Below are 21680 nucleotides of genomic sequence, written 5' to 3' on the forward strand. Positions count from 1 at the left end.
CCATGTACGCAACGAATTACCATCGCGCCTCCTCGGTCGAGGAGGCGGGCAGGCTTATTGCCGCAACAGAGGACGGCAAGTATGTGGCAGGTGGCCAGACATTGGTCGCCACCATGAAACAGAGGCTCGCGCAGCCGAGCGACCTGATCGACCTTCGCCACGTTCCCTCGCTCAAGGGCATCCGTGTCGACGGACGCGATATGACGATCGGAGCCGGCGTCACGCACGCGGAGGTCGCCTCGTCCGACCTCCTGCGATCAGTCTGTCCGGCGATCTGCAACCTGGCCGGAATGATCGGCGATCCGCATGTGCGGCACCTCGGCACCATTGGCGGTTCGATCGCCAACAACGATCCGGCGGCGGACTATCCGGCCGCCATGCTGGGGCTCGGTGCGACCATCGTGACGGACCGTCGCGAAATCGCCGCAGATGACTTCTTCCGAGGGCTGTTCGAAACCGCCCTCGAGAACGGTGAGGTCATCACCGCGCTGCGTTTCCGGGCAGCGGAAAAAGCCGCTTACGTGAAGTTCTCCAACCCGGCGTCCCGCTTCGCGATGACGGGCGTCTTCGTCTCCAAGGGGGACGGTGGCGTTCGGGTCGCTGTGACGGGGGCCGGCTCGAACGGCGTCTTTCGTCACGAGGGAATGGAAGCGGCCTTGTCGGCCAACTGGGCTCCGGAAGCGGTCTCCAACGTGGCGGTCGACACGGACGACCTCATGTCGGACATGCACTGTAGTGCCGAGTACCGGGCAAACCTTATTCGTGTCATGGCCAAGCGCGCAGTCACCGCGTGTTGAGACGGCGATAGATCGACGAAAGGGCGGCGGTGGCCGCCCTTTCCTTTTGTTGCTTGACGTAGATCAAATCTGAGGGCGCCACGATCGCGTAGCAGTGTGTTCTGAAGGGACGTAAGGGCCGGAGCCTTTTGTCGCAGTTTAGAACGAATTTACAATGCCGGGGTTGACCGCACGCCCCGACGATCCCAAAAGGGATGAGGACATACTGGAGCTTGGCGATGGACTTCGAAGCGTTTTTCAAGAGCGAATTGGCGGGCCTGCATGAAGAAGGCCGGTACCGCATCTTTGCCGATCTTGAAAGACAGAGGGGCAATTTCCCGCGAGCCACCCGCTACACGGAGCAGGGTGAGCAGGAAGTCACCGTCTGGTGCTCCAACGACTATCTCGGCATGGGACAGAACCCGACGGTGATCGAAGCCATGAAAGAGGCCATCGATCACTGTGGCGCGGGTGCGGGAGGCACGCGGAATATTTCCGGCACCAACCACTACCACGTCCTCCTCGAGCACGAGCTTGCCGACCTGCACGGCAAGGAATCGGCGCTGATCTTCACGTCCGGCTATATCTCGAACTGGGCGACTCTCGGCACCCTCGGCCAAAAGATCCCTGGTCTCATCATTTTTTCCGACGCGCTCAACCACGCTTCGATGATCGAAGGCATCCGTTATGCCAAATGCGAGCGTGTCATCTGGAAGCACAATGACGTGAAGGACCTCGAGGCGAAGCTCGCCGCGGCTGATCCGAACGCCCCCAAGCTCATTGCCTTCGAATCCGTGTATTCGATGGACGGCGACATCGCCCCCATCAAGGAGATCTGCGACATTGCCGACAAGTATGGCGCGATGACCTATCTGGACGAGGTCCACGCTGTCGGCATGTATGGCGCGCGCGGCGGCGGCATCGCGGAGCGGGAAGGCCTTATGCACCGTCTGACGGTCATCGAAGGTACGCTCGGCAAGGCTTTCGGTGTGATGGGTGGTTACATTGCGGCCTCTGCCGCACTTTGCGACTTCGTCCGCTCCTTCGCCTCTGGTTTCATTTTCACCACGGCGCTGCCACCGGCGCTCGCGGCCGGCGCGGTCGCATCGATCCGCCATCTGAAGACCAGCCAGATCGAGCGTTTCGCCCATCAGGAGCGTGTCCGGCGCCTGCGTTCCATGCTTGATGCCCGCGGTATCCCGCACATGGTCAACCCGAGCCATATCGTGCCGGTCATCGTGGGTGACGCGGCCAAGTGCAAATGGATCTCCGACCTCCTGCTCGACAACTTCGGCATCTATGTGCAGCCGATCAACTATCCCACGGTGCCCAAGAAGACCGAGCGCCTGCGCATCACCCCGACGCCGCTGCATTCCGACGATGATCTGGAAAAACTCGTCGGCGCCCTGCACCAGCTCTGGTCGCGTTGCGCTCTCGCCCGCGCCGTCGCCTGACCGACCAGTTGTCGTTTCCATTTCGATGCGGATCATGTCACATGATCCGCATTTTTCGTTTGGAGACTACAGGTTATGGGTATTGCCGAGCGTGTCGGCCGGGCGGTCGATGAGGCCATAAGTGAAGAGCAGGTTGTTGGCGCGGTCGTCCTCGTCTACCAGGATGGAGCACCACTTCTTCGCAAGGCTGCAGGATATGCCGACCGCGAAGCGCAAATCCCGGTCAGCCTCGACACCATCTTCCGCTATGCATCGGTGACCAAGCCGATCGTTGCAGCGACGGCCCTGGCGATGATCGAGGCGGGATCGTTTCGCACGGACGATGCCGTTTCGGATTTTCTGCCATGGTTTCGCCCGAGGACTGCGGACGGGCGCGAGCCGCGCATCACGGTCCATCATCTGCTGACCCACACCTCGGGGCTCGTCTACGATGCGGCGCTGGAAAGCCTTCCGCCGGAGCGAGCGGTGAGCCTCGGCCTCTCCAATACGGATCTGACGCTCGAGGAAAATTTCAGCCGTTGCAACGCCGTGCCGCTCGCCTTTGAGCCCGGCGGCCGCTGGGCCTATTCCCATGCCACCGACATTCTCGGCGCCTTCATAGCCGCCGTTCACGGCGATACACTGGAGGCAGCCGCCATCCACCATGTCACCGGTCCGCTGCGGATGGACGATGCCCGTTTTCATGTGACCGATCCGAAGCGCCTGTCGATCGCCTATGCGGACGGGATGGAGCGGCCGGTCCGAATGCCTGACCCCTGGGTTCCTGCAGAAGGGGCGGAGTGGCGAGCGCCTTTTTCCCCTGGCCGGATATTCAATCAGAAGGCGTTCCAGTCCGGGGGCGCGGGGATGGCCGGCACGGCAGGCGACATTCTGACGCTGCTCGAGGCGTTTCGTCAGGGAGGCAGCCCGATCGTATCACCGGAGACTGCGGCGGCCGCTCTTTCAAACCAGATTGGCGATGTCGCGGGCGATCCGGGAATGCGTTTCGGATACCTGGGAGGGATCATCTCCGACCCGGCACTGGCGGGCACCTGCCTGCCGGCCGGTGCGATCCGCTGGGGCGGCGTCTATGGCGGCACCTGGTTCATCGATCCGGCACGCAAGCTCACGGTCGTCAACCTGACGAACACCGCGCTCGAGGGCTGCATGGGGCTTTACCCGGAACGGATCAGAAGGGCCATATACGTGGAGGCCTGAAGTCCTTCGAGAAGACGTCAGGCCGCTGCCATTTTGCTGACCACGTCGCGGGCACGCCGCCTCGCTTCCGCGTCGGCCTGCACGACGTCGGCGATCTCGCCGGCGGACCCAAGGCCCGCCAACTGGTCCATGACCGCCTCGACGACGTCCGCCATGTCGAGGAATCCGATCCGCTCGGCGACGAAGGCGGCGAAGGCGGCCTCTTCCGCGCCGTTCAGGACGGCGCCCTGAAGACCGCCGCGTTCGAGCGCCGTTCGGGCGAGGCGGAGCGCCGGAAAGCGTGTCTCATCCGGCGCTTCGAAGTCGAGCCGTGCGAGCTTGGCAAAATCGAGCCGCTCGACGTCGAGCGCAGATCGGACAGGGTAGGAAAGGGCATATCCGATGGCGGTGCGCATGTCGGGTACGCCGAGCTGTGCAATGACCGAGCCGTCAACGTAGCCCACCATCGAATGTATAACGGACTGCGGATGAACGACGACCTCGATCTGGTCGGGACGGACACCGAACAGATGCTTGGCTTCGATCATCTCGAAGGCTTTGTTGAACATCGTCGCGCTGCCGACGGAGATCTTCAGACCCATCGACCAGTTCGGATGAGAGCGCGCCGCTTGCAGCGTCACGCCCGCCATCTCTTCGCGGGTGCAGGCGCGGAACGGTCCGCCGGACGCAGTCAGGATGATCCTCTCCAGCGCATGCCGCTGGCTCTTGTCGAGGCACTGGAAGATGGCGCTATGCTCGCTGTCGACGGGGATCAGCAGCCCGCCACCACTGCTGACGGCGTCGAGGAAGAGCTCGCCGGCGGAGACGAGGCATTCCTTGTTGGCAAGCGCGATATTGGCGCCACGGCGAGCCGCGCGGAGAGTCGGCGCAAGACCGGCAGTCCCGACGATCGCCGCCATCACCCAGTCGGCATCGAGCCCTGCTGCCTCGTCGAGGCCGCTCACGCCGGCCGCGACTGCGATGCCGCTGCCGGACAGCGCGTCCTTCAGGGCTGCGTAACGGTTCTCGTCGGCCGTCACTGCGAGACGTGCGCCGAATTTCCGGGCCTGTTCCGCCAGAAGCTCGATATTGCCATTCCCGGTGAGCGCCATGATCTCGAAAGCGTCGCGGCCTCCCAGTTGGCGGACGACGTCGAGCGTGTTTGTGCCGATCGAGCCGGTCGAACCGAGAATGGTCAGACGGCGCGGCACCTCGGTTCTCATGATCATTCCAAATTCCGGAGATTGCTTCCCTTGCAAATGCGTCTACAAGGGAATGTGCGCGCCAGCAAGCTTTAGCTCTCGGGTGCAACAGGCCGGCGCTCAACGATGCAGTGAGGAAGACGTGAGCGCGCTGTCGCGATTTCTTGAGAAGAATGGCAGACCTCTCCTCGCTATCCTCGCCCTGCTGACACTGGCCGGTGGCGCTTTCGCGCAGTGGTCTGGCGCCGCTTCGCTCTCGGCACAATTCTGGTTTGCCGGGGGATCGGTCGTTCTCGTGGTGCTCCTGGTGGAGATCGTGCGCTCGCTTATGCAGCGGCAGTTCGGGCTCGATGTGGTTGCCGCGCTTTCGATGTCCGCCGCACTTGCCTTCGACGAGCCGCTGGCCGCCAACATTGTGGCACTCATGTATGCGGGTGGGCAGCAGCTCGAGAACTTTGCAGAGGGGCGGGCACGTCGCGAGATGACGGCACTGCTGGGCCGGGTCGCTCGCACTGCCATGTGCTATTGTGGTGACAAGTTGGAAGAGGTCCCGATCGAGCGTCTCGTACCCGGTGACCGCGTTCTCATCAGGCGTGGGGAGGTGATCCCCGTCGACGGCGTTCTTGCTGCTCCCGCGGCGGATATCGACATGTCGGCGCTCACCGGGGAATCCATGCCGGTCCGGTTCTTCGAGGGCGATCAGGTGCCGAGCGGTTGCGTCGGCTGCGGTGCGGCCTTCGACCTGATCACCACCCTGCCTGCTGCCGAGAGCACCTATGCGGGCATTGTCCGGCTCGTGAAGAGCGCACAGGAAAGCAAAGCGCCGATGGTGCGGCTCGCCGATCGCTATGCGTTGTGGTTCCTGATGGCGACTGTCATCATAGCAGGCGCGGCCTGGTGGCTTACCGGCGATCGGCTCCGTGCGCTTTCCGTCCTGGTTGTTGCCACGCCCTGTCCGTTGATCCTTGCGGTGCCCGTCGCGATCATCTCAGGCATGTCGCGTGCCGCTTCGATCGGCGTTCTGATCAAGAGCGGAGGAGCGCTGGAAACCCTTGCTCGCGTCAGAACCGCGATCCTGGACAAGACCGGAACGATGACCACCGGGAGGGCAGGCGTCGTCGATATCCGCACCGTGAACGGTGTCGAGGCGAGTGAAATGCTCCGGCTTGCCGCCTCGCTCGACCAGGCATCCAATCACGCCAGTGCCGAGAGTCTTGTTGCCGCGGCCAAGGCGCGGGGGCTCGCACTCAGCAAGCCGACGGATGTCACCGAAACGCCGGGCAGCGGCATCGCAGGCACGGTCGACGGGCGCCGACTGGTGGTCGGTGGCAGCAATTTCGTCAAGGAGCACTCCAGAACCGGGGACCCGTACGACCTTGGCGAGAGCATTCCGCCCGGATCGGCCGTTGTCGCCGTCAGCATGGACGGGGCGGTAGCCGGGATCATTCTGTTGTCGGATCAGGTGCGGGGCGATGCCTTGGAGACGATCGCGGCATTTCGCAACGCCGATGTCTCTCGTTTCGTCCTGGCGTCTGGCGATCGGGCGGACGTCGTCCGGGCGGTCGGCACCAGGCTGGGCATCGACACGGCGCACGGGGACCTGGCGCCGAACGACAAGGTGGACATCGTGGTCAGGGAGCGCGAACGAGCGCCCGTGATGATGATCGGCGACGGGGTGAACGACGCGCCCGCGCTTGCTGCAGCGGACGTCGGCGTCGCCATGGGCGCCCGGGGCGCAGCAGCTTCCTCCGAAGCCGCCGATGTCGTGCTGTTGGTCGACGATCTCGGCCCGCTGGCGATCGCAGTCTCTCTCGCCCGCCGCGCCCGCATGATCGCGCTACAAAGCGTCGCCGTGGGGATCGGGCTCTCGTTTGCGGCAATGGGTTTTGCGGCCTTCGGCTACCTGCCGCCCGTCGAAGGGGCGATCTTGCAGGAGGTTATCGACGTTGCCGTCATTTTGAACGCTCTCCGGGCTCTTGCGCGGCCCTGAGGCTGCTGATCAACAATCGCTTTACCGCTGCCGGAAACTCAAGGCCGCGTCGGCGCTGGACGCGGGATTGTTGGCGGGGCCGTGTAGGCGGTTGAGAACTACGAGATCAGCGGGTACGAGAGCTTCGTTCACGGGCCGAGAAATTCGGCTACAGGGACGCGGTGAGACTGCTCGAGCAGACGTTCACCGAGGAAGCGAAGACCGACGAGGGCTGACGAAACTCGCCGAAAGCGCAGTGAACACGGCCGCATAGAAGCTGGCCTGACATTCGGGGACCGGGCGAGGAGATCGCCCGGTACTTCGTCATTTACCTTCCTTCTCCCTCGTCCGCAGAAAGGCGACCAGCCGCGCCTCATCTGCATAGAGTCCGGCTCTTGAAACATCCCTGTCGAGCTGTGCGAGAAGGCACCAAGCCAACCACAAAAGCATCCAGACGATGACCCACTATAGCCGCAGACGCTCGAAATGATCCGCCTCGGCGCCGAGCTGCGTGTGAAGAATCGCGCCGCCAAGAACGTAGATGCAACATGAAGTCGAGAACGCGACGGGAATGCGGGGAACGCCGATGCTGACGAAGGTCTGAGAAATATGGTGATCCCGGCGCGATTCGAACGCGCGACCCCCAGATTAGGAATCTGGTGCTCTATCCTGCTGAGCTACGGGACCACTGGGCTGCATCCATACAAAACGAGTGCCGGGAAGCCAAGCGTTTTTCCAGGCGACAGGTGGCCTTGGCCGCAATCACTCAGTGAGTCGCTGTTCGGCGAGACGTACCCAGTAGGACACGCCGTAGGCGATCGCCTCGTCGTTGAAGTCGTAGGCGGGATGGTGGAGGCCTGCGGTCTTACCGTTCCCGATCATGATGTAGGCGCCCGGCCGCGCCTGCAGCATGAAGGCGAAATCCTCCCCCGCCATTGAGGGGTCGACCTCCGTGTCGACATTCTGGCCGCCGACGATGTCGATTGCAGCGCGTGCCGCGTGCATGGTCTCGTCGGGGTGGTTGACCGTCACCGGACAGGCTCGCTCATAATCGACGATGACGTCTGCGCCATGGGCGGCGGCCACACCTTTTGCCACCTCGCGGATGCGATTTTCGGCAAGGTCGCGGACCGCTTCGTCGAGCGAGCGCACGGTACCTCCGAGCATCGCTTCTTCGGGAATGATGTTATGGGTTGTCCCGGCCTGGAAGCGCGTCACCGACACCACGACAGAACGAAGCGGATTGGCGTTGCGGGACGCTATGAGCTGAAGGTTGCCTACGATCTGTGCGCCGATCGCGATCGGATCGATCGTGTGGTGCGGCTCGGCGGCGTGGCCGCCGCGGCCCTTCACCGTAATCGTGAACTTGTCCGGTGCCGCCATGATGCCGCCCTTGCGGATGGCGAAGGTGCCGACGGGCATACCGGGCATGTTGTGCATGCCGTAGACTTCCTCGATGCCGAAACGTTCCATCAGGCCGTCCTGAACCATGGCGAGCGCGCCGGCGCCGCCTTCCTCGGCAGGCTGGAAGATCACGATGACCGAGCCGCGGAAATTGCGCGTTTCGGCAAGGTGCTTGGCTGCCCCCAGCAGCATCGCGGTATGACCGTCATGGCCGCAGGCATGCATCTTTCCGGGCGTCTTGGAAGACCAGGCCTTGCCGCTGAGCTCCTGGATCGGTAAGGCGTCCATATCAGCGCGCAAGCCGATTGCGCGTCCGCTCCCCTGGCCGCGGATCACGCCGACGACGCCGGTACGTCCGATTCCGGTCACGATCTCGTCGACGCCGAACTCCCGCAGTTTCTGCTCGACGAAAGCCGCGGTCTCCTCGACATCGTAGAGAATTTCCGGATTCGTGTGGAGATGGCGGCGCCATTCACTAACTTCGTGTTGGAGCTCGGCGACGCGGTTCAAGATCGGCATCTGATTTCCCTGTCCGGCAGTGCTGGAGGCTTTCGATTCGTTTCGGGGAATGTGCCCCTCCTGATTGACCTATTCAATGGGCTTTGCCATTGGTGGGCGAGATAGGTTAAATACCGCAGGCTCTGAAGCTTCCAGATATTCGAGGAATTTCATCGTGCAGACGACGCAGACGTCTTTTCTGTTCGAAACGCGCCGGGGGCGCTTCCTGGCCGTCATGCTGGGCCTTGCTCTGACCGCCTTGCCAACCCTCTCCGCGGCCAATCCGAGGATCGTCGTCGAGGTCAACTCCGGGCGCGTGATCGAACACGAGGACGCCTTTCGCAAGTGGTATCCCGCGTCGCTGACGAAGCTGATGACCGCCTACACAACGTTTCGAGCGGTGAAGTCTGGCCGGATTTCGGTCGAGAGCATCGTCACGATGAGCAAGAAGGCCGCCGACCAGCCGGCGAGCAAGATGTATTTCAAGCCGGGGGCGCAGCTGACACTCGACAGTGCATTGAAGCTGCTCCTGGTGAAATCCGCGAACGACATCGCCGTGGCGGTCGCCGAGACCGTCGGCGGCTCGCTCGACAATTTCGTCGCCCAGATGAACGCCGATGCCGCCCGTCTCGGCATGAACTCCTCGCATTTCATCAATCCGAACGGGCTTCCCGGAGAGGGACAGTACACGACCGCGCGCGATCTCGCCGTGCTCGCCGTCGCAATTCGCCGGGAGTTTCCCGAATATGCCGGTTACTTCTCGCTGGAGGGGGTCACCACCGGCAAACGCACCTATCCAAACTACAATCTGCTCATCGGCCGTTTCGATGGTGCCGACGGCATGAAGACGGGCTTCATCTGCGCGTCGGGCTTCAATCAGGTTTCCTCCGCCACACGGAACGGCCGGACAGTCATCTCGGTGGTGCTCGGTGCGGAGAGCCTCGGTGCGCGTGCCGACATGTCGGCCGAACTTCTCCAGAAGGCGCTGACAACCCGCTTGAGTGCGGGCGTTACGCTTGCGACGCTTGCGCCGTACGGTGAGGGGCGTGACCAGGTGACCGACATCAGCGGCGACATCTGCTCCCAGACCGCGCGCAAGGAGCGCAGCGAGGGACGCGATGAAGAAGGTCGCATGAAACTCTTCTCTCCCTATATAAGGGAGATGGATCGGCCGCCGCGCGCGGTGTTTGCAGGCCTCCTGCCCGGCGGAGAAGTCTCAGCTCAGCCGGCGTCTGCGAGCAACACCATCGCAAACGTACCGATCCCCATCCCGAGGCCTAATTTCTGATCCCGAGGGGTCCCGACATGCCTTCCATAAACGAACGCATTCCCGTTTCCATCCTGACGGGCTTTCTCGGTGCGGGCAAATCGACACTGCTCAACCGTATTCTCAAGGATTCGGCGATGCGGGATGCGGCCGTCATCATCAACGAGTTCGGCGAGGTCGGCATCGATCACATGCTGGTCGAGTCCTCGAACGATGCGATCATAGAACTTGCCGACGGTTGCCTCTGCTGCACCGTGCGCGGCGAGCTCGTCGACACTTTGGCGGCCCTGGTCGACGGCATGCAGACGGGCAAGATCAAACAGGTGTCGCGTGTCGTGATCGAGACCACGGGCCTGGCCGACCCCGCTCCCGTCATGCAGTCGGTGATGGGGCACCCCGTGATCGCCAGTTACTTCGATCTCGAAGGCGTGGTCACGGTCGTAGACGCCGTGAACGGTCTTTCGACACTCGACAACTTCCCTGAGGCCGTCCGGCAGGTCGCGGTGGCTGACAGGCTGGTCCTCTCCAAGGCGTCGCTCGCGGACCCGGAGAGCCTGCCTGAATTGCTGGTCCGTCTTGCGACGCTCAATCCACGGGCGCCGATCGCTGACGGCGACCATGACGAGGCCGGAACCGCAGCGATTTTTGCGAACGGCCTCTATGATCCGGCGACCAAAATTCCGGATGTCGATCGCTGGCTCAGGGACGAGACAGCCGAACCCGACCACGCGCATGGGCACCATCATGAACACGGGCATGATCACCATCATAACCACGATGCGCATCATCACGACGTGAACCGGCACGGCGAGGAGATCCGATCCTATTCGATCGTCCATGACGGACCCATCGACCCGGCGTCGCTCGAGATGTTTGTCGATCTCCTGCGGTCGACCCACGGCGAGAAGCTCCTGCGAATGAAGGCGATCGTGCGAGTGACCGATCGCCCGGAACAGCCGTTGGTGCTGCATGGTGTGCAAGCCATCTTCCACCCGCCCTACCGGTTGCCCGCCTGGCCCGATCCGAGCGATCGGCGCACGCGGCTGGTCGTGATTGCCAAGGACCTGCCGGAAGCTTATGTGCGGGAGCTCTTCGACGCGTTCACGGGCAAACCGCAAGTCGACCGGCCGGACCGTGCCGCGCTGGAGGACAATCCGCTCGCCATTCCCGGCATGCGCCTGTGATATGGCCTCAGCCCTTGCGGATGTGAAAGCGGTGGCTGGCTTCGTGCTTCTCGCTCGCGAGCAGGACGTGCCCGTTTTCGCTACAGAAGTGAGGGATGTCGATCGCTGCGAGCGGATCGGTGGTTTCGATCCACAGTTCCGCACCGCGTTCCATGGTAGAAAGTCGCCGCCGTGTCTTCAGAACCGGCAAAGGGCACTTCAGTCCCCTGAGGTCGTAGATCGCTTCGGGGCCACTCACTTCTGCCAGAACTTCCAGAACGGCTTCCTGGGCCCCTCGGCAGCCAGAGCCACAGGCGCCGGAGCAAGCGGGTTTGACTGGGGCACCGGTACGCTCGCCGTTTGCGCAACCTCGGCCACTTTCGCCGAAGGCTGAGCGGACGTGGCGGTTTTCGCGGGTGCGGCGACCGGCTTTGCCGCGGTGTCCTTCTCCGCGACGAGCTTTTCGAATTCCTCGATCTTCAGAAGCTTCCCGGCCTTGAGCGCGGAGCCCGTCGGCGCATAGGCGAGGTCGTGACCCTTGCGCATCTCGGCGACGAGAGCCTTGCGTTCGGCCTCGCTCGGGTCGTACCAGATCTTGCCGTCATACTTCTTGGAGGCCTTCGCGAAGTCGCGCTCGTACTGCGCATTGTAAGATGCAAGCGCCACCTGCAGGGCAGGGGGCGTCGTCATCGGCGGGCAGGCGGCCGCGGCGTTCAGAGTCTTGCCTTCCTCGACCTGTTGGTTGAAGACGTATTTTCTGTCGCAGACGCCGATCTCGGGCGGACGCTTGGTGACTTCGAAGTTGTCGTAGCCGACCTTCAGCATCTTCCAGAATTCGTAGTGCGGGCTGTGCTGATGGCGCGCCATGTTGTCGGCGGTCATGCGGAACGGGAAAGCCTGCAATTGAACCGTCTGTTGGCCACCCTTGAATGCATCGCGGGCAAAGGCATAGATTTCAAGGATCTGCGCATCCGTCATCGAGTAGCAGCCCGAGGACGAACACGCACCGTGAATCATCAGGTTGGAGCCGTTGCGGCCGTTCGCCTGATCGTAGCGGTTCGGGTATCCCGTGTTGATCGCAAGGAAGTACTTCGAATTCGGGTTCAGGTGATAAGGCGAAAGCGGATAGAAGCCCTCAGGCGCCTGGCGGTCGCCTTCCTTGACCTTCGGGCCGAGGCGCCCAGACCAGGCGCATATCTGGTATTCCGCGATCTTGTCGAAACGGTTGTTCGTCTTCGCCTTCCAGATTTCCAGCACACCCTCTTCCTTGAAGATGCGCATGGCGATCGGCGAATTCCGCTCCATGCCCTTTGCCTTCATCTCGTCGCGGACGCGCGAAGGCAGCTGGTACTCGACCTTGTTCTTGACGGTGGAGGGGTCGACGACGCTGTCCAGCGTATCGTTGCAGCCTGCAAGCCCGATCGTGAGGGCAATCATCAGAAGAGCGGTTGGTTTCAAACGCATTCGGGATTCTCATCTCGAAAAAGGGGTGACGTCGCCGATTATCGCGCGCTCGCCTAATATACGATCGCAACCTTCACAAACTGTAAACCATCATCGCGTCGCCCGCCGTGCCGGCGACTAGCACTCAAACAAAGCAGGATTATGGCTGCCCGAGGGTCTGCTCAAAGCGAACGACCGATATCGAGGAATTTCTGCCGGCGTTCCTGCCGTAGCCGGTCGCCCGACAGGCGGCCGAGATCAGTCAGGGCGGAGGCTATGACATCGCCTGTGCGGTCGATGACTGCGTCCGCGTCGCGATGTGCGCCGCCGATCGGCTCCGGAATAATGCCGTCGATCACGCTCATGGCCTTCAGGTCCTCGGCAGTGATCTTCATATTCGTCGCGGCTTCCTTGGCCCTGGTCGAGTCACGCCAGAGAATGGAGGCAGCTCCTTCCGGAGAGATGACCGAGTAGATGGAATGCTCGAGCATATAGACGCGATTGCCGGTGGCGATGGCAATGGCGCCGCCGGAGCCGCCCTCGCCGACCACCACCGAGACGATCGGGACCCGCAGGTTGAGACAGGTTTCGGTGGAACGGGCGATCGCTTCTGCCTGGCCGCGTTCTTCGGCACCGATGCCGGGATAGGCGCCGGCGGTATCGATAAGCGTCACCACGGGCAGGCCGAAGCGGTCGGCCATTTCCATGATGCGGATCGCCTTGCGATAACCTTCCGGGCGGGCGCTGCCGAAATTGTGCTTCAGGCGCGATTTGGTGTCGTTGCCCTTCTCCTGGCCGATCACGGCGACAGGCGCGCCGCGAAACCGCGCGAAGCCGGCCTGGATCGCCGCATCCTCGGCGAACTTCCGGTCGCCGGCGAGTGGCGTAAATTCGGTGAAGAGCCTCGCTGCGTAATCGACGAAGTGAGGACGTTGCGGATGACGGGCTACCTGCGTCTTCTGCCAGGCATTGAGCTTGGAGTAGATCTCCTCCATCGCTTCACGGACGCGAACCTCTAGCCGCGCGATCTCCTCCGACGTGTCGATGCTCTCATCTTCTTCCGCGAGTTTCTTCAGCTCGTGGATCTTGCCTTCCAGGTCGGAGATAGGCTTTTCGAAATCGAGATAGTTGTGCATGAAACGCTTTCCGATCGTTATGCGCTTGCTTCAAGGGCGCGTGGCACCGGCGTTGCCGGTCCTAATCGTGGTTTTTCGCCACTTTGGCAAGAGGGTGATGCGTCTGAACGAGCTGCTGCAGGCGTTCATCGAGCACATGCGTGTAGATTTGGGTGGTCGAAATGTCCGAATGGCCGAGCAACTCCTGCACCACGCGGAGGTCTGCGCCGTTGGCGAGAAGATGACTCGCGAAGGCGTGGCGCAGCACGTGGGGGGAGATGGCGGCGGCGCTGAGGCCGGCGCGGGCTGCGAGACCCTTCAAGTCGCGCGCGAAGACCTGGCGCGGCAGGTATCCCTCCTTGCTCGCCGCCGGAAACAGCCAGAGGGCTTTCTCCTTCGTTTCCTTGGTCGTGCGCGCCAGCTCCTCGCCATAGGCCCGGACTGCGGCGATCGCGCTTCGCGACAAGGGAACGAGCCGTTCCTTGGCTCCCTTTCCGCGGATCACGAGGAAACGCCCCTCCTGTGCGAGAACCTTGGCCGGCAGGGCGACAAGCTCGCTGACCCGCATTCCCGTCGCATACAGAAGTTCGAGCAGAGCCAACATTCGCAGTTTCGAGAGCTTGTCGGCTCCCTCGGCTTCGCTCTCCTGCTGAGCGAGGGACAGCAGTCTTTCGACGTCTGCGACGGACAGTGTCTTCGGAAGTGGGCGCGCCTTCTTCGGCGCATCGAGGATCGACGTCGGGTCGTCGGTGCGGATGCCCTCGGCGTAGAGGAATTTGTAGAACTGGCGCATCGCCGACAGACGGCGCGCCTGCGAGGTTTCCATGAAGCCACGCTTCGCGAGATCTGCGAGATAGGCGGCGAGGTCGGCGGATTTTGCCTCCACGACACTTATCTTGCGCGGTGCAAGAAAAGACCAGAGATCCTCAAGGTCGTGTTCGTACGAGGCAAGCGTGTTCCCCGCGGCGCCCCGTTCCGCACTCATCATTTCCAGAAACGCCTCGATGCGTGCTTTGCTGAGATCGGACACGGGGAGTTTCCTGCTTGCCTCGGCTCGGCCTATTCTTGGGGCGGGTTGACCCGCTCGGAGGGAATCCGGACCGTGATCTCCCGCTCCTTCGGCTCCACGAACAGGACGAGCGCGTACATTGTTCCGTAGATCATGGCCGCGATTGTCGCGCAGAAGAACAGGAAACGAAACAGGGTCGGCATCGGATCATCCTTCGTCCGCGAGCGCTCTTCCTATATGAAGAGGGCTTGCAGTCGTTGCAAGCCCGCAGAAGGTGCCTCTTTCGGCCTCCGTGGCTTGACGCTCGGCCCGCATTTGTCAATACCGTTCTCAAAAGAGACGCGAACAGGCCGATGACCGATTTGACCCCAACCGTTGCCCCGTCGCTGAGTACACGTGCCCGCGCGGCGCTCGGGCGTAGAAATCTGGTCTTCGTCGGACTGATGGGGGCCGGAAAGTCGGCGATCGGCCGCATGACGGCCTCGCAACTCGGCCTGCCTTTCGTTGACACGGATGCGGAAATCGAACGGGTATCGCGGATGACCATCAGCGAGCTTTTCGCGGCCTACGGCGAAGGCGAGTTCCGCGAGCTTGAGACGCGGGTCATCAAGCGGCTGCTGAGAACAGGTCCGCGGGTGATATCGACCGGCGGCGGCGCCTTCATCAACGAAAAGACGCGCAAGCAGATCGAGCGGGGCGGGATTTCGCTGTGGCTGAAAGCCGATCTGGACGTGCTTTGGGAACGGGTCAACAAGCGCGACCATCGTCCCCTGCTCAAGACCGAGAATCCGAAGCAGACGCTCGAGAATCTCATGAACCAGCGCTACCCTATCTATTCCCTCGCCGACATCGCCGTGCAGTCGCGGGACGAGCGCAAGGAAATCATCGTCGACGAGGTGCTCGAGGCGATCGTCGAATTCTGTACCAAAGGCCATAAATATGAGTGAAGTTGAGAGTTCGGAACGCCTCGTTCATGTCCCGCTTGGCGATCGGTCGTATGACATCCTGATCGGGAGCGGTCTGATCGCACGGGCGGGCGGCGAGATATCCACCCGCATCAAGGGGCGCAAGGCTGCGATCATCACCGATGAGCACGTCGGTCCCCTTTATCTGGACGCGTTGATGGATAGCCTCCAGACCGACGGCATCGAGGCCGTATCGCTGAGCCTGCCGGCGGGCGAGAAGACCAAGAGCTTCGAGCACCTGATGCGGGTCTGCGACCTCCTCCTAGAGGCCCGCATCGAGCGCAACGATGCGGTTATCGCGCTCGGCGGTGGCGTCATCGGCGACCTGACCGGTTTCGCCGCGGGCATCGTTCGCCGTGGTGTCCGCTTCGTACAGGTTCCGACCTCTCTCCTCGCGCAGGTGGATTCCTCCGTCGGCGGCAAGACGGGTATCAATACGCGTCATGGCAAGAACCTCGTCGGCGTGTTCTACCAGCCGGATCTCGTGCTTGCGGACACGGCGGTTCTCAACAGTCTGAGCAAGCGAGAATTCCGGGCTGGCTATGCGGAGGTTGTGAAGTATGGCCTGATCGACAAGCCGGACTTCTTCGAGTGGCTCGAACGGAACTGGAAAGATGTCTTCTCCGGTGGTGAGGCTCGTGCCGAGGCAATCGCCACAAGCTGTCGAGCAAAAGCCGAGGTGGTGGCCGCCGACGAGCGCGAACTCGGTCGCCGTGCGCTGCTCAATCTCGGCCATACGTTCGGTCATGCACTCGAAGCGGCCACAGGCTACGACAGCCGCCGTCTTGTCCACGGCGAAGGTGTCGCGATCGGTATGGTGCTGGCGCATCAGTTTTCCTCGCGCCTCAACCTCGCGAGCCCGGACGATGCCGAGCGGGTGGCGGCTCATCTCAAGGCTGTCGGTCTCCCGACGACAATGGGGGATATTGAAGGAGAGCTTCCGCCGACCGATATATTGATGCAGGCAATCGCCCAGGACAAAAAGGTCAAGGGCGGCAAGCTCACTTTCATCCTGACCCATGGTATCGGCCAGTCGTTCGTCGCTGACGACGTCGCAGCCTCGGAAGTCTTCAGCTTCCTTCAGGAAAAACGTCCGGGCTGACGGCCTCCCCCGACTGTGGCCTTCTCGCAGCGTCCGTGTTCGTCGCGCGACCGCTTCACGGTGGCCTGATGGTCTGCCGTGGAGCCCGGTTCTACGGAACAATGGATGATGGAGTGACGGTCTACCAGCGTGTCTCTTCGCCGGGAGCCGCAGCTTCGATCGCAAGGGCATGGAGACCGGCGTCGAACTCCGGCTTGAGGAGATCGGTAATCGCCCTGTGCCGTGCGACGCGGCTCATGCCGGAGAATGCGTCGGCCACGATACGGATGCGCATATGCGTCTCTCCGGATCCGGTCATGTCGGGCTGATGCCCGGCGTGCTGCATGCTTTCGTCGAGGACCGCCAGGCGCTCCGGGTGAAAGGCGTCGACGAGCTTGGCTTCGATGGCTGAACGGACCGACATGCTGGGATCTCCGACTTTGCTGCGGGAGCGAAAAGCCCTCACAAAGCCAAGAACATTCTGATTTGTCAATTCTTGCCGTGAAGCAAGCGGGACCCCATAATTCGATGATGAACCTCGACTCAAAATACTTCGATCGCATCCGCACCCGTCGCAAGAAGGAGCAGGATGCCGGTCCTGCCACGCCGACGTGCCAGTGGGACGGCTGCGACAAGCCCGGTGCTCATCGCGCACCGGTTGGACGGAACGCCGAGGGGCAGTTTTTCCTCTTCTGCTTTGAGCATGTGAAGGAATACAACAAGGGCTACAATTACTTCTCCGGGCTGTCCGACACCGAGATCGCCCGCTACCAGAAGGAGGCGATCACCGGCCATCGCCCGACCTGGACCGTGGGTGTCAACAAGGCGGCGCGGAACAGCCCGCTGCATTCGACGTTGCGTTCCGGTACGGCCGGAACACATTCGCGCATCAAGGATCCCTTCGGTTTCGTCGGACAGTCGCGCGGTGCGGGTGCGCGCTTCCAGCCGCAGGCGCGGAAACTCAAGAGTCTCGAAGCCAAGGCGCTCGATACCTTGGGCCTTCCGGGGACCTCGTCTGCGAGCGAGATCAAGAGTCGCTACAAGGAGCTTGTGAAAAAGCATCACCCGGATGCAAATGGCGGCGATAGGGGCTCGGAAGACCGTTTTCGCGCTGTTATCCAAGCGTATCAACTGCTAAAGCAGTCTGGCTTCTGTTAGTCGAAAACGCTACGAAATACGCATTCTATATGCAGCCGGTCGTCGCCGCCCGGCATGGAGAGACGATGAGCAAAATTGACCTTGACGTGTCCAATCTTCCCGACACGACCATTTCGGTCCGGGAGGTGTTCGGAATTGACAGTGACATCCGTGTCCCGGCGTACAGCACCGGCGACGCCTACGTGCCGGATCTCGATCCCGACTACCTGTTCGACCGCGAAACCACGCTCGCGATTCTCGCCGGTTTCGCACACAACCGGCGCGTTATGGTGTCGGGCTTCCACGGGACAGGCAAATCGACCCATATCGAGCAGGTCGCGGCTCGTCTCAACTGGCCCTGCGTCCGCGTGAACCTCGACAGCCACGTCAGCCGTATCGATCTGGTCGGCAAGGATGCGATCGTCCTGAAGGACGGCAAGCAGGTCACGGAGTTCAAGGACGGCATTCTGCCCTGGGCTTACCAGCACAATGTCGCTCTCGTGTTCGACGAATACGATGCCGGTCGTCCGGACGTGATGTTCGTGATCCAGCGAGTCCTGGAATCCTCCGGCCGCCTGACGCTCCTCGACCAGAGCCGCGTTATCCGTCCGCATCCTGCGTTCCGTCTGTTTGCGACGGCCAACACCGTCGGTCTCGGCGATACCACCGGTCTTTACCACGGTACCCAGCAGATCAACCAGGCGCAGATGGACCGCTGGTCGATCGTGACCACGCTGAACTACCTGCCGCACGAGAAGGAAGTCGACATCGTACTTGCCAAGGTGAAGAGCTTCGCCTCGACCGACGCAGGCCGCGAAACCGTATCGCGCATGGTGCGGCTCGCCGATCTCACCCGCTCGGCGTTCATGAACGGCGATCTTTCGACCGTCATGAGCCCGCGTACGGTGATCACCTGGGCGGAAAATGCGGAAATCTTCGGCGACGTCGCGTTCGCCTTCCGCGTCACGTTCCTCAACAAGTGCGACGAACTCGAGCGCAATCTGGTCGCGGAACAGTACCAGCGCGCCTTCGGGGTCGAATTGAAGGAGAGCGCCGCGAATATCGTTCTCGGTGCGTAAGGAAGCATTCTGACGATGGCAGGACCGGGCGACAATATCAGGGCGAAGTCAGGTTCGGCGGCGGATACGGAGCCGCTGCGCCGGGCGATCACCGGGTGTGTCCGCTCGGTGGCCGGCGACGGCGAAGTCGAGGTGGTCTTCGCCAACGAGCGCCCGGGGCTTGCCGGAGAGCGGGTGCGTCTGCCCGAACTCTCCAAGCGTCCGACGGCGCACGAGCTCGCGGTGACTCGTGGCCTCGGCGATTCCATGGCGCTGAGGCTCGCCTGCCATGACCAGAAGATCCATTCGACGATGGCTCCGCAGGGTGTCGATGCGCGTGCGGTTTTCGATGCCGTCGAACAGGCCAGGGTCGAATCGATCGGCGCCTTGCGGATGCGCGGCATGGCCGCGAACCTTCAGACGATGAATGCCGAGAAGTACGCCAAGGCGAACTTCTCGGGGATCAGCCGGCAGGAGGATGCCCCGCTCTCCGAAGCGATGGCCATGCTGGTGCGGGAAAAGCTGACGGGTGAGAAGCCGCCGGAAAGTGCAGGCAAGGTACTCGATCTCTGGCGTCCCTTCATCGAGGAAAAGGCTTCGAGCGAATTCGAAGGGCTGAGCGGCGCCATCAACGATCAGCAGGCCTTCGCGAAGGTCATGCGCCATATCCTGAGCGCTATGGAAATGGCTGAGGACTTTGGCGACGAGTCCGAGGAAAGCGAACAGGAAGACACGACCGACGAGGACCAGCCGCGCAGCAACGAGGAAGATCAGGAAAGCGCCGAAGAAGAAGCCGGCCAGGACTCTGCGCCCGCGGAGGAGAGCGAAGCCTCCCAGGAGCAGATGGAAGAAGGCGAAATGGACGGCGCCGAGATCTCCGAAGACGAGATGATGGACGAGGGCGAGGACGATTCCGAAACGCCCGGCGAAATGCGTCGTCCCGCGAGCCCGTTCGACGATTTCAACGAGAAGGTCGACTACCGGATCTACACGACGGAATTCGACGAAATCATCACGGCCGAGGAGCTTTGTGACGAGGCGGAACTCGATCGGCTGCGTGCTTTTCTCGACAAGCAGCTCGCGCATCTGCAGGGCGCGGTCGGGCGCCTTGCGAACCGCCTGCAACGCCGCCTCATGGCGCAGCAAAACCGCTCCTGGGACTTCGATCTCGAGGAGGGCTATCTCGACACAGCTCGCCTGACGCGCATGGTGATCGACCCCATGCAGCCGCTTTCCTTCAAGATGGAGCGCGATACGCAGTTCCGCGACACGGTGGTGACGCTGGTGATCGACAATTCCGGTTCAATGCGCGGACGTCCCATCACCGTGGCTGCGACCTGTGCCGATATCCTGGCGCGCACACTCGAACGCTGCGGCGTCAAGGTCGAGATTCTGGGTTTCACGACCAAGGCTTGGAAGGGCGGGCAGTCCCGCGAGAAATGGCTCGCCAACGGCAAGCCGCCGACGCCGGGCCGCCTCAACGATCTTCGACACATCGTCTACAAGTCGGCGGATGCCCCGTGGCGCCGTTCGCGTCGCAATCTGGGTCTGATGATGCGCGAAGGCCTGCTCAAGGAGAATATCGACGGCGAGGCGCTGATGTGGGCGCATAGCCGTTTGCTCGGTCGTCGTGAACAGCGAAAGATCCTCATGATGATCTCCGATGGCGCGCCCGTCGACGACTCGACGCTGTCGGTCAACCCGGGCAACTATCTGGAGCGGCATCTGCGCGCGGTCATCGATCAGATTGAAACCCGCTCGCCGGTCGAGCTGCTCGCGATCGGCATCGGCCACGACGTGACCCGCTACTACAGCAGGGCCGTCACCATCGTCGATGCAGACGAGCTCGCGGGCGCGATGACGGAACAACTCGCCGCGCTTTTCGAAGACAAGGCACGGGCGCCGCGGGGCGATCGCTTGCGCCGTGCGGGCTAACCCCTCCATCTTCGTCCAGATCGGTGCAGCCCTCTTTGTCGGTGCGGCCCTCATGGTGCATGACGGGGTCGCCGAGGAGCCCGAGCGTATCGCCGTCGCAAGTGCGCCGATCCATTTCTTCGACCGCGCTTCGCAAGCCACTCGTTTCGGATCGCTCGAATTTCTCGGTGGACTGGAATTGTCCTCCGCGGAGATGGCGTTCGGCGCGTGGTCCTCGATTCGCTTCCTGCCCGATGGGCGGCATTTCATCGGCGTTCTCGATACCGGGCACTGGCTGAAGGGCGAAATCCGGCGTGACGTCGAGGGGCGTCTCTGCGGTCTCGATGATGTATGGCTGACGTCGATGCGGGACGTCGATGGCAGCTACAATCAGAACAAGTGGTCGGTGGACGCCGAGAGCCTCGCGCTTCGCGGTGACGATGTGATCGTCGGTTACGAGCAGCGCCACCGTGTCACCGTCTTTTCCCCGCTTTCCAACTTTGAGACGGCACTGCCGGGCGAGTCGCTACCCCTGCCGTTCCCGACCGACGAGCTGCGCAACAATGGTGGATTGGAGACGCTTGCACTGTCGCCCGCAGCGAGCCCTCTCGGAGGCGCACTGGTCGCTGTTGCCGAGAAGAGCCGCAACCGCGATGAGTATCGCATCGCCGGCATTCTCGACGGGCCGTTGCGTGGCGCCTTCCGCGTAAGAACGAGTGACGACTTCGATATTACCGACGGGGCCTTCCTGCCCGGCGGCGACCTGCTTTTGCTTCAACGTCGCTTCAACCTTGCCGACGGGGTCGGGATGCGCATCGTCAGGATCCCTGGCGACACGCTAAGGCCGGGAGCCGTCGTCGAGGGACGGACGATCCTCGAAGCTGATCTCGGCTATCAGATCGACAATATGGAAGGGCTGGACGCGGTTCGCGCGGAAGATGGCTCCGTGCATCTCTTCGTGGTGTCGGACGATAACCATTCGATCCTGCAGCGGACGTTGCTTCTGGAATTCCGCCTTCCCGAATGAAAAATGGCCGCACGGTTCGCGC

At 62.4% G+C, this 21680-nt stretch carries 20 protein-coding genes and 1 tRNA gene; 12 read left to right on the forward strand and 9 right to left on the reverse strand.

The genetic code is table 11. From position 1 onward, the window contains the following. Positions 1-2: 2 nt before the first annotated feature. The 3 genes from DFR48_RS09535 to DFR48_RS09545 all read left to right on the forward strand — a co-directional run bounded on the left by DFR48_RS09535 (position 3) and on the right by DFR48_RS09545 (position 3427). Positions 3-797, forward strand: coding sequence for an FAD binding domain-containing protein (locus tag DFR48_RS09535; protein WP_114362916.1), 795 nt, complete (start codon positions 3-5; stop codon positions 795-797). Between the two features lie 218 nt (positions 798-1015). Further along, complete coding sequence (hemA, locus tag DFR48_RS09540; RefSeq protein WP_114362917.1) at positions 1016-2230, forward strand: 5-aminolevulinate synthase; 1215 nt, start codon at positions 1016-1018, stop codon at positions 2228-2230. 75 nt (positions 2231-2305) lie between these two features. Next, positions 2306-3427 carry a serine hydrolase domain-containing protein gene (locus tag DFR48_RS09545; RefSeq protein WP_114362918.1) on the forward strand — a complete coding sequence of 374 codons (1122 nt, stop codon included), beginning with the start codon at positions 2306-2308 and terminating at the stop codon, positions 3425-3427. Positions 3428-3444: 17 nt separating this feature from the next. Here DFR48_RS09545 and dxr read toward each other — a convergent pair whose 3' ends face one another. Continuing rightward, positions 3445-4635 (reverse strand): 1-deoxy-D-xylulose-5-phosphate reductoisomerase, encoded by a 1191-nt coding sequence (dxr, locus tag DFR48_RS09550; protein WP_114362919.1) that lies wholly within the window; start codon positions 4633-4635, stop codon positions 3445-3447. 115 nt (positions 4636-4750) lie between these two features. On the opposite strand from dxr, the gene DFR48_RS09555 reads away from it, so the two are divergent. Continuing rightward, positions 4751-6598, forward strand: a complete 1848-nt coding sequence (locus DFR48_RS09555) for a heavy metal translocating P-type ATPase (protein ID WP_342634915.1) — start codon at positions 4751-4753, stop codon at positions 6596-6598. Between the two features lie 589 nt (positions 6599-7187). Here the strand turns inward: DFR48_RS09555 and DFR48_RS09560 are convergent. Then, positions 7188-7264, reverse strand: a tRNA-Arg gene (locus tag DFR48_RS09560). A gap of 75 nt (positions 7265-7339) precedes the next feature. Continuing rightward, positions 7340-8500, reverse strand: coding sequence for a M20 aminoacylase family protein (locus DFR48_RS09565; RefSeq protein ID WP_114362921.1), 1161 nt, complete (start codon positions 8498-8500; stop codon positions 7340-7342). Positions 8501-8714: 214 nt separating this feature from the next. Here DFR48_RS09565 and DFR48_RS09570 point away from each other — a divergent pair, with 214 nt between their 5' ends. Both DFR48_RS09570 and DFR48_RS09575 read left to right on the forward strand, forming a co-directional pair. Next, positions 8715-9767 (forward strand): D-alanyl-D-alanine carboxypeptidase family protein, encoded by a 1053-nt coding sequence (locus DFR48_RS09570; protein WP_114363010.1) that lies wholly within the window; start codon positions 8715-8717, stop codon positions 9765-9767. 17 nt (positions 9768-9784) lie between these two features. Continuing rightward, positions 9785-10930: a CobW family GTP-binding protein gene (locus tag DFR48_RS09575; protein ID WP_114362922.1), complete on the forward strand. Its 1146-nt coding sequence runs from the start codon at positions 9785-9787 to the stop codon at positions 10928-10930. A gap of 7 nt (positions 10931-10937) precedes the next feature. Here the strand turns inward: DFR48_RS09575 and DFR48_RS09580 are convergent, their stop codons facing one another. The 5 genes from DFR48_RS09580 to DFR48_RS09600 form a co-directional block, all read right to left on the reverse strand. Beyond that, positions 10938-11168 carry a sulfurtransferase TusA family protein gene (locus tag DFR48_RS09580; protein ID WP_114362923.1) on the reverse strand — a complete coding sequence of 77 codons (231 nt, stop codon included), beginning with the start codon at positions 11166-11168 and terminating at the stop codon, positions 10938-10940. Continuing rightward, entirely contained in the window at positions 11165-12373 is a 1209-nt protein-coding gene (locus tag DFR48_RS09585; RefSeq protein WP_114362924.1) for a L,D-transpeptidase family protein, read from the reverse strand. The genes DFR48_RS09580 and DFR48_RS09585 overlap by 4 nt, the downstream gene beginning before the upstream one ends. A 161-nt stretch (positions 12374-12534) precedes the next feature. After that, positions 12535-13488, reverse strand: coding sequence for an acetyl-CoA carboxylase carboxyltransferase subunit alpha (locus DFR48_RS09590; protein ID WP_114362925.1), 954 nt, complete (start codon positions 13486-13488; stop codon positions 12535-12537). Positions 13489-13549: 61 nt separating this feature from the next. Then, positions 13550-14497, reverse strand: a complete 948-nt coding sequence (gene xerD, locus DFR48_RS09595) for a site-specific tyrosine recombinase XerD (RefSeq protein WP_114362926.1) — start codon at positions 14495-14497, stop codon at positions 13550-13552. A gap of 29 nt (positions 14498-14526) precedes the next feature. Then, positions 14527-14679: a hypothetical protein gene (locus DFR48_RS09600; protein WP_114362927.1), complete on the reverse strand. Its 153-nt coding sequence runs from the start codon at positions 14677-14679 to the stop codon at positions 14527-14529. 150 nt (positions 14680-14829) lie between these two features. Between DFR48_RS09600 and DFR48_RS09605 the strand changes: the two genes are divergently transcribed. Next, positions 14830-15423, forward strand: coding sequence for a shikimate kinase (locus DFR48_RS09605; protein ID WP_114362928.1), 594 nt, complete (start codon positions 14830-14832; stop codon positions 15421-15423). Continuing rightward, entirely contained in the window at positions 15416-16543 is a 1128-nt protein-coding gene (gene aroB / locus DFR48_RS09610) for a 3-dehydroquinate synthase (protein ID WP_170141837.1), read from the forward strand. The genes DFR48_RS09605 and aroB overlap by 8 nt, the downstream gene beginning before the upstream one ends. Before the next feature lie 121 nt (positions 16544-16664). Here aroB and DFR48_RS09615 read toward each other — a convergent pair whose 3' ends face one another. After that, on the reverse strand, positions 16665-16946 hold the full coding sequence (locus DFR48_RS09615; RefSeq protein ID WP_114362930.1) for a BolA family protein: 282 nt from the start codon (positions 16944-16946) through the stop codon (positions 16665-16667). A gap of 107 nt (positions 16947-17053) precedes the next feature. Here DFR48_RS09615 and DFR48_RS09620 point away from each other — a divergent pair, with 107 nt between their 5' ends. The 4 genes from DFR48_RS09620 to DFR48_RS09635 all read left to right on the forward strand — a co-directional run bounded on the left by DFR48_RS09620 (position 17054) and on the right by DFR48_RS09635 (position 21658). Continuing rightward, positions 17054-17680 (forward strand): J domain-containing protein, encoded by a 627-nt coding sequence (locus DFR48_RS09620; RefSeq protein WP_112686743.1) that lies wholly within the window; start codon positions 17054-17056, stop codon positions 17678-17680. A gap of 65 nt (positions 17681-17745) precedes the next feature. Continuing rightward, on the forward strand, positions 17746-18738 hold the full coding sequence (gene cobS / locus DFR48_RS09625; RefSeq protein ID WP_114363011.1) for a cobaltochelatase subunit CobS: 993 nt from the start codon (positions 17746-17748) through the stop codon (positions 18736-18738). Between the two features lie 15 nt (positions 18739-18753). Beyond that, a complete protein-coding gene (gene cobT / locus DFR48_RS09630; protein ID WP_114362931.1) occupies positions 18754-20652 on the forward strand; it encodes a cobaltochelatase subunit CobT in 1899 nt (632 codons plus the stop codon). A gap of 52 nt (positions 20653-20704) precedes the next feature. Beyond that, positions 20705-21658 (forward strand): esterase-like activity of phytase family protein, encoded by a 954-nt coding sequence (locus tag DFR48_RS09635; RefSeq protein WP_114363012.1) that lies wholly within the window; start codon positions 20705-20707, stop codon positions 21656-21658. The last annotated feature ends 22 nt before the right edge of the window (positions 21659-21680 follow it).

This window comes from Ciceribacter lividus, from assembly GCF_003337715.1.
Classification (GTDB): Bacteria; Pseudomonadota; Alphaproteobacteria; order Rhizobiales; family Rhizobiaceae; genus Allorhizobium; species Allorhizobium lividum.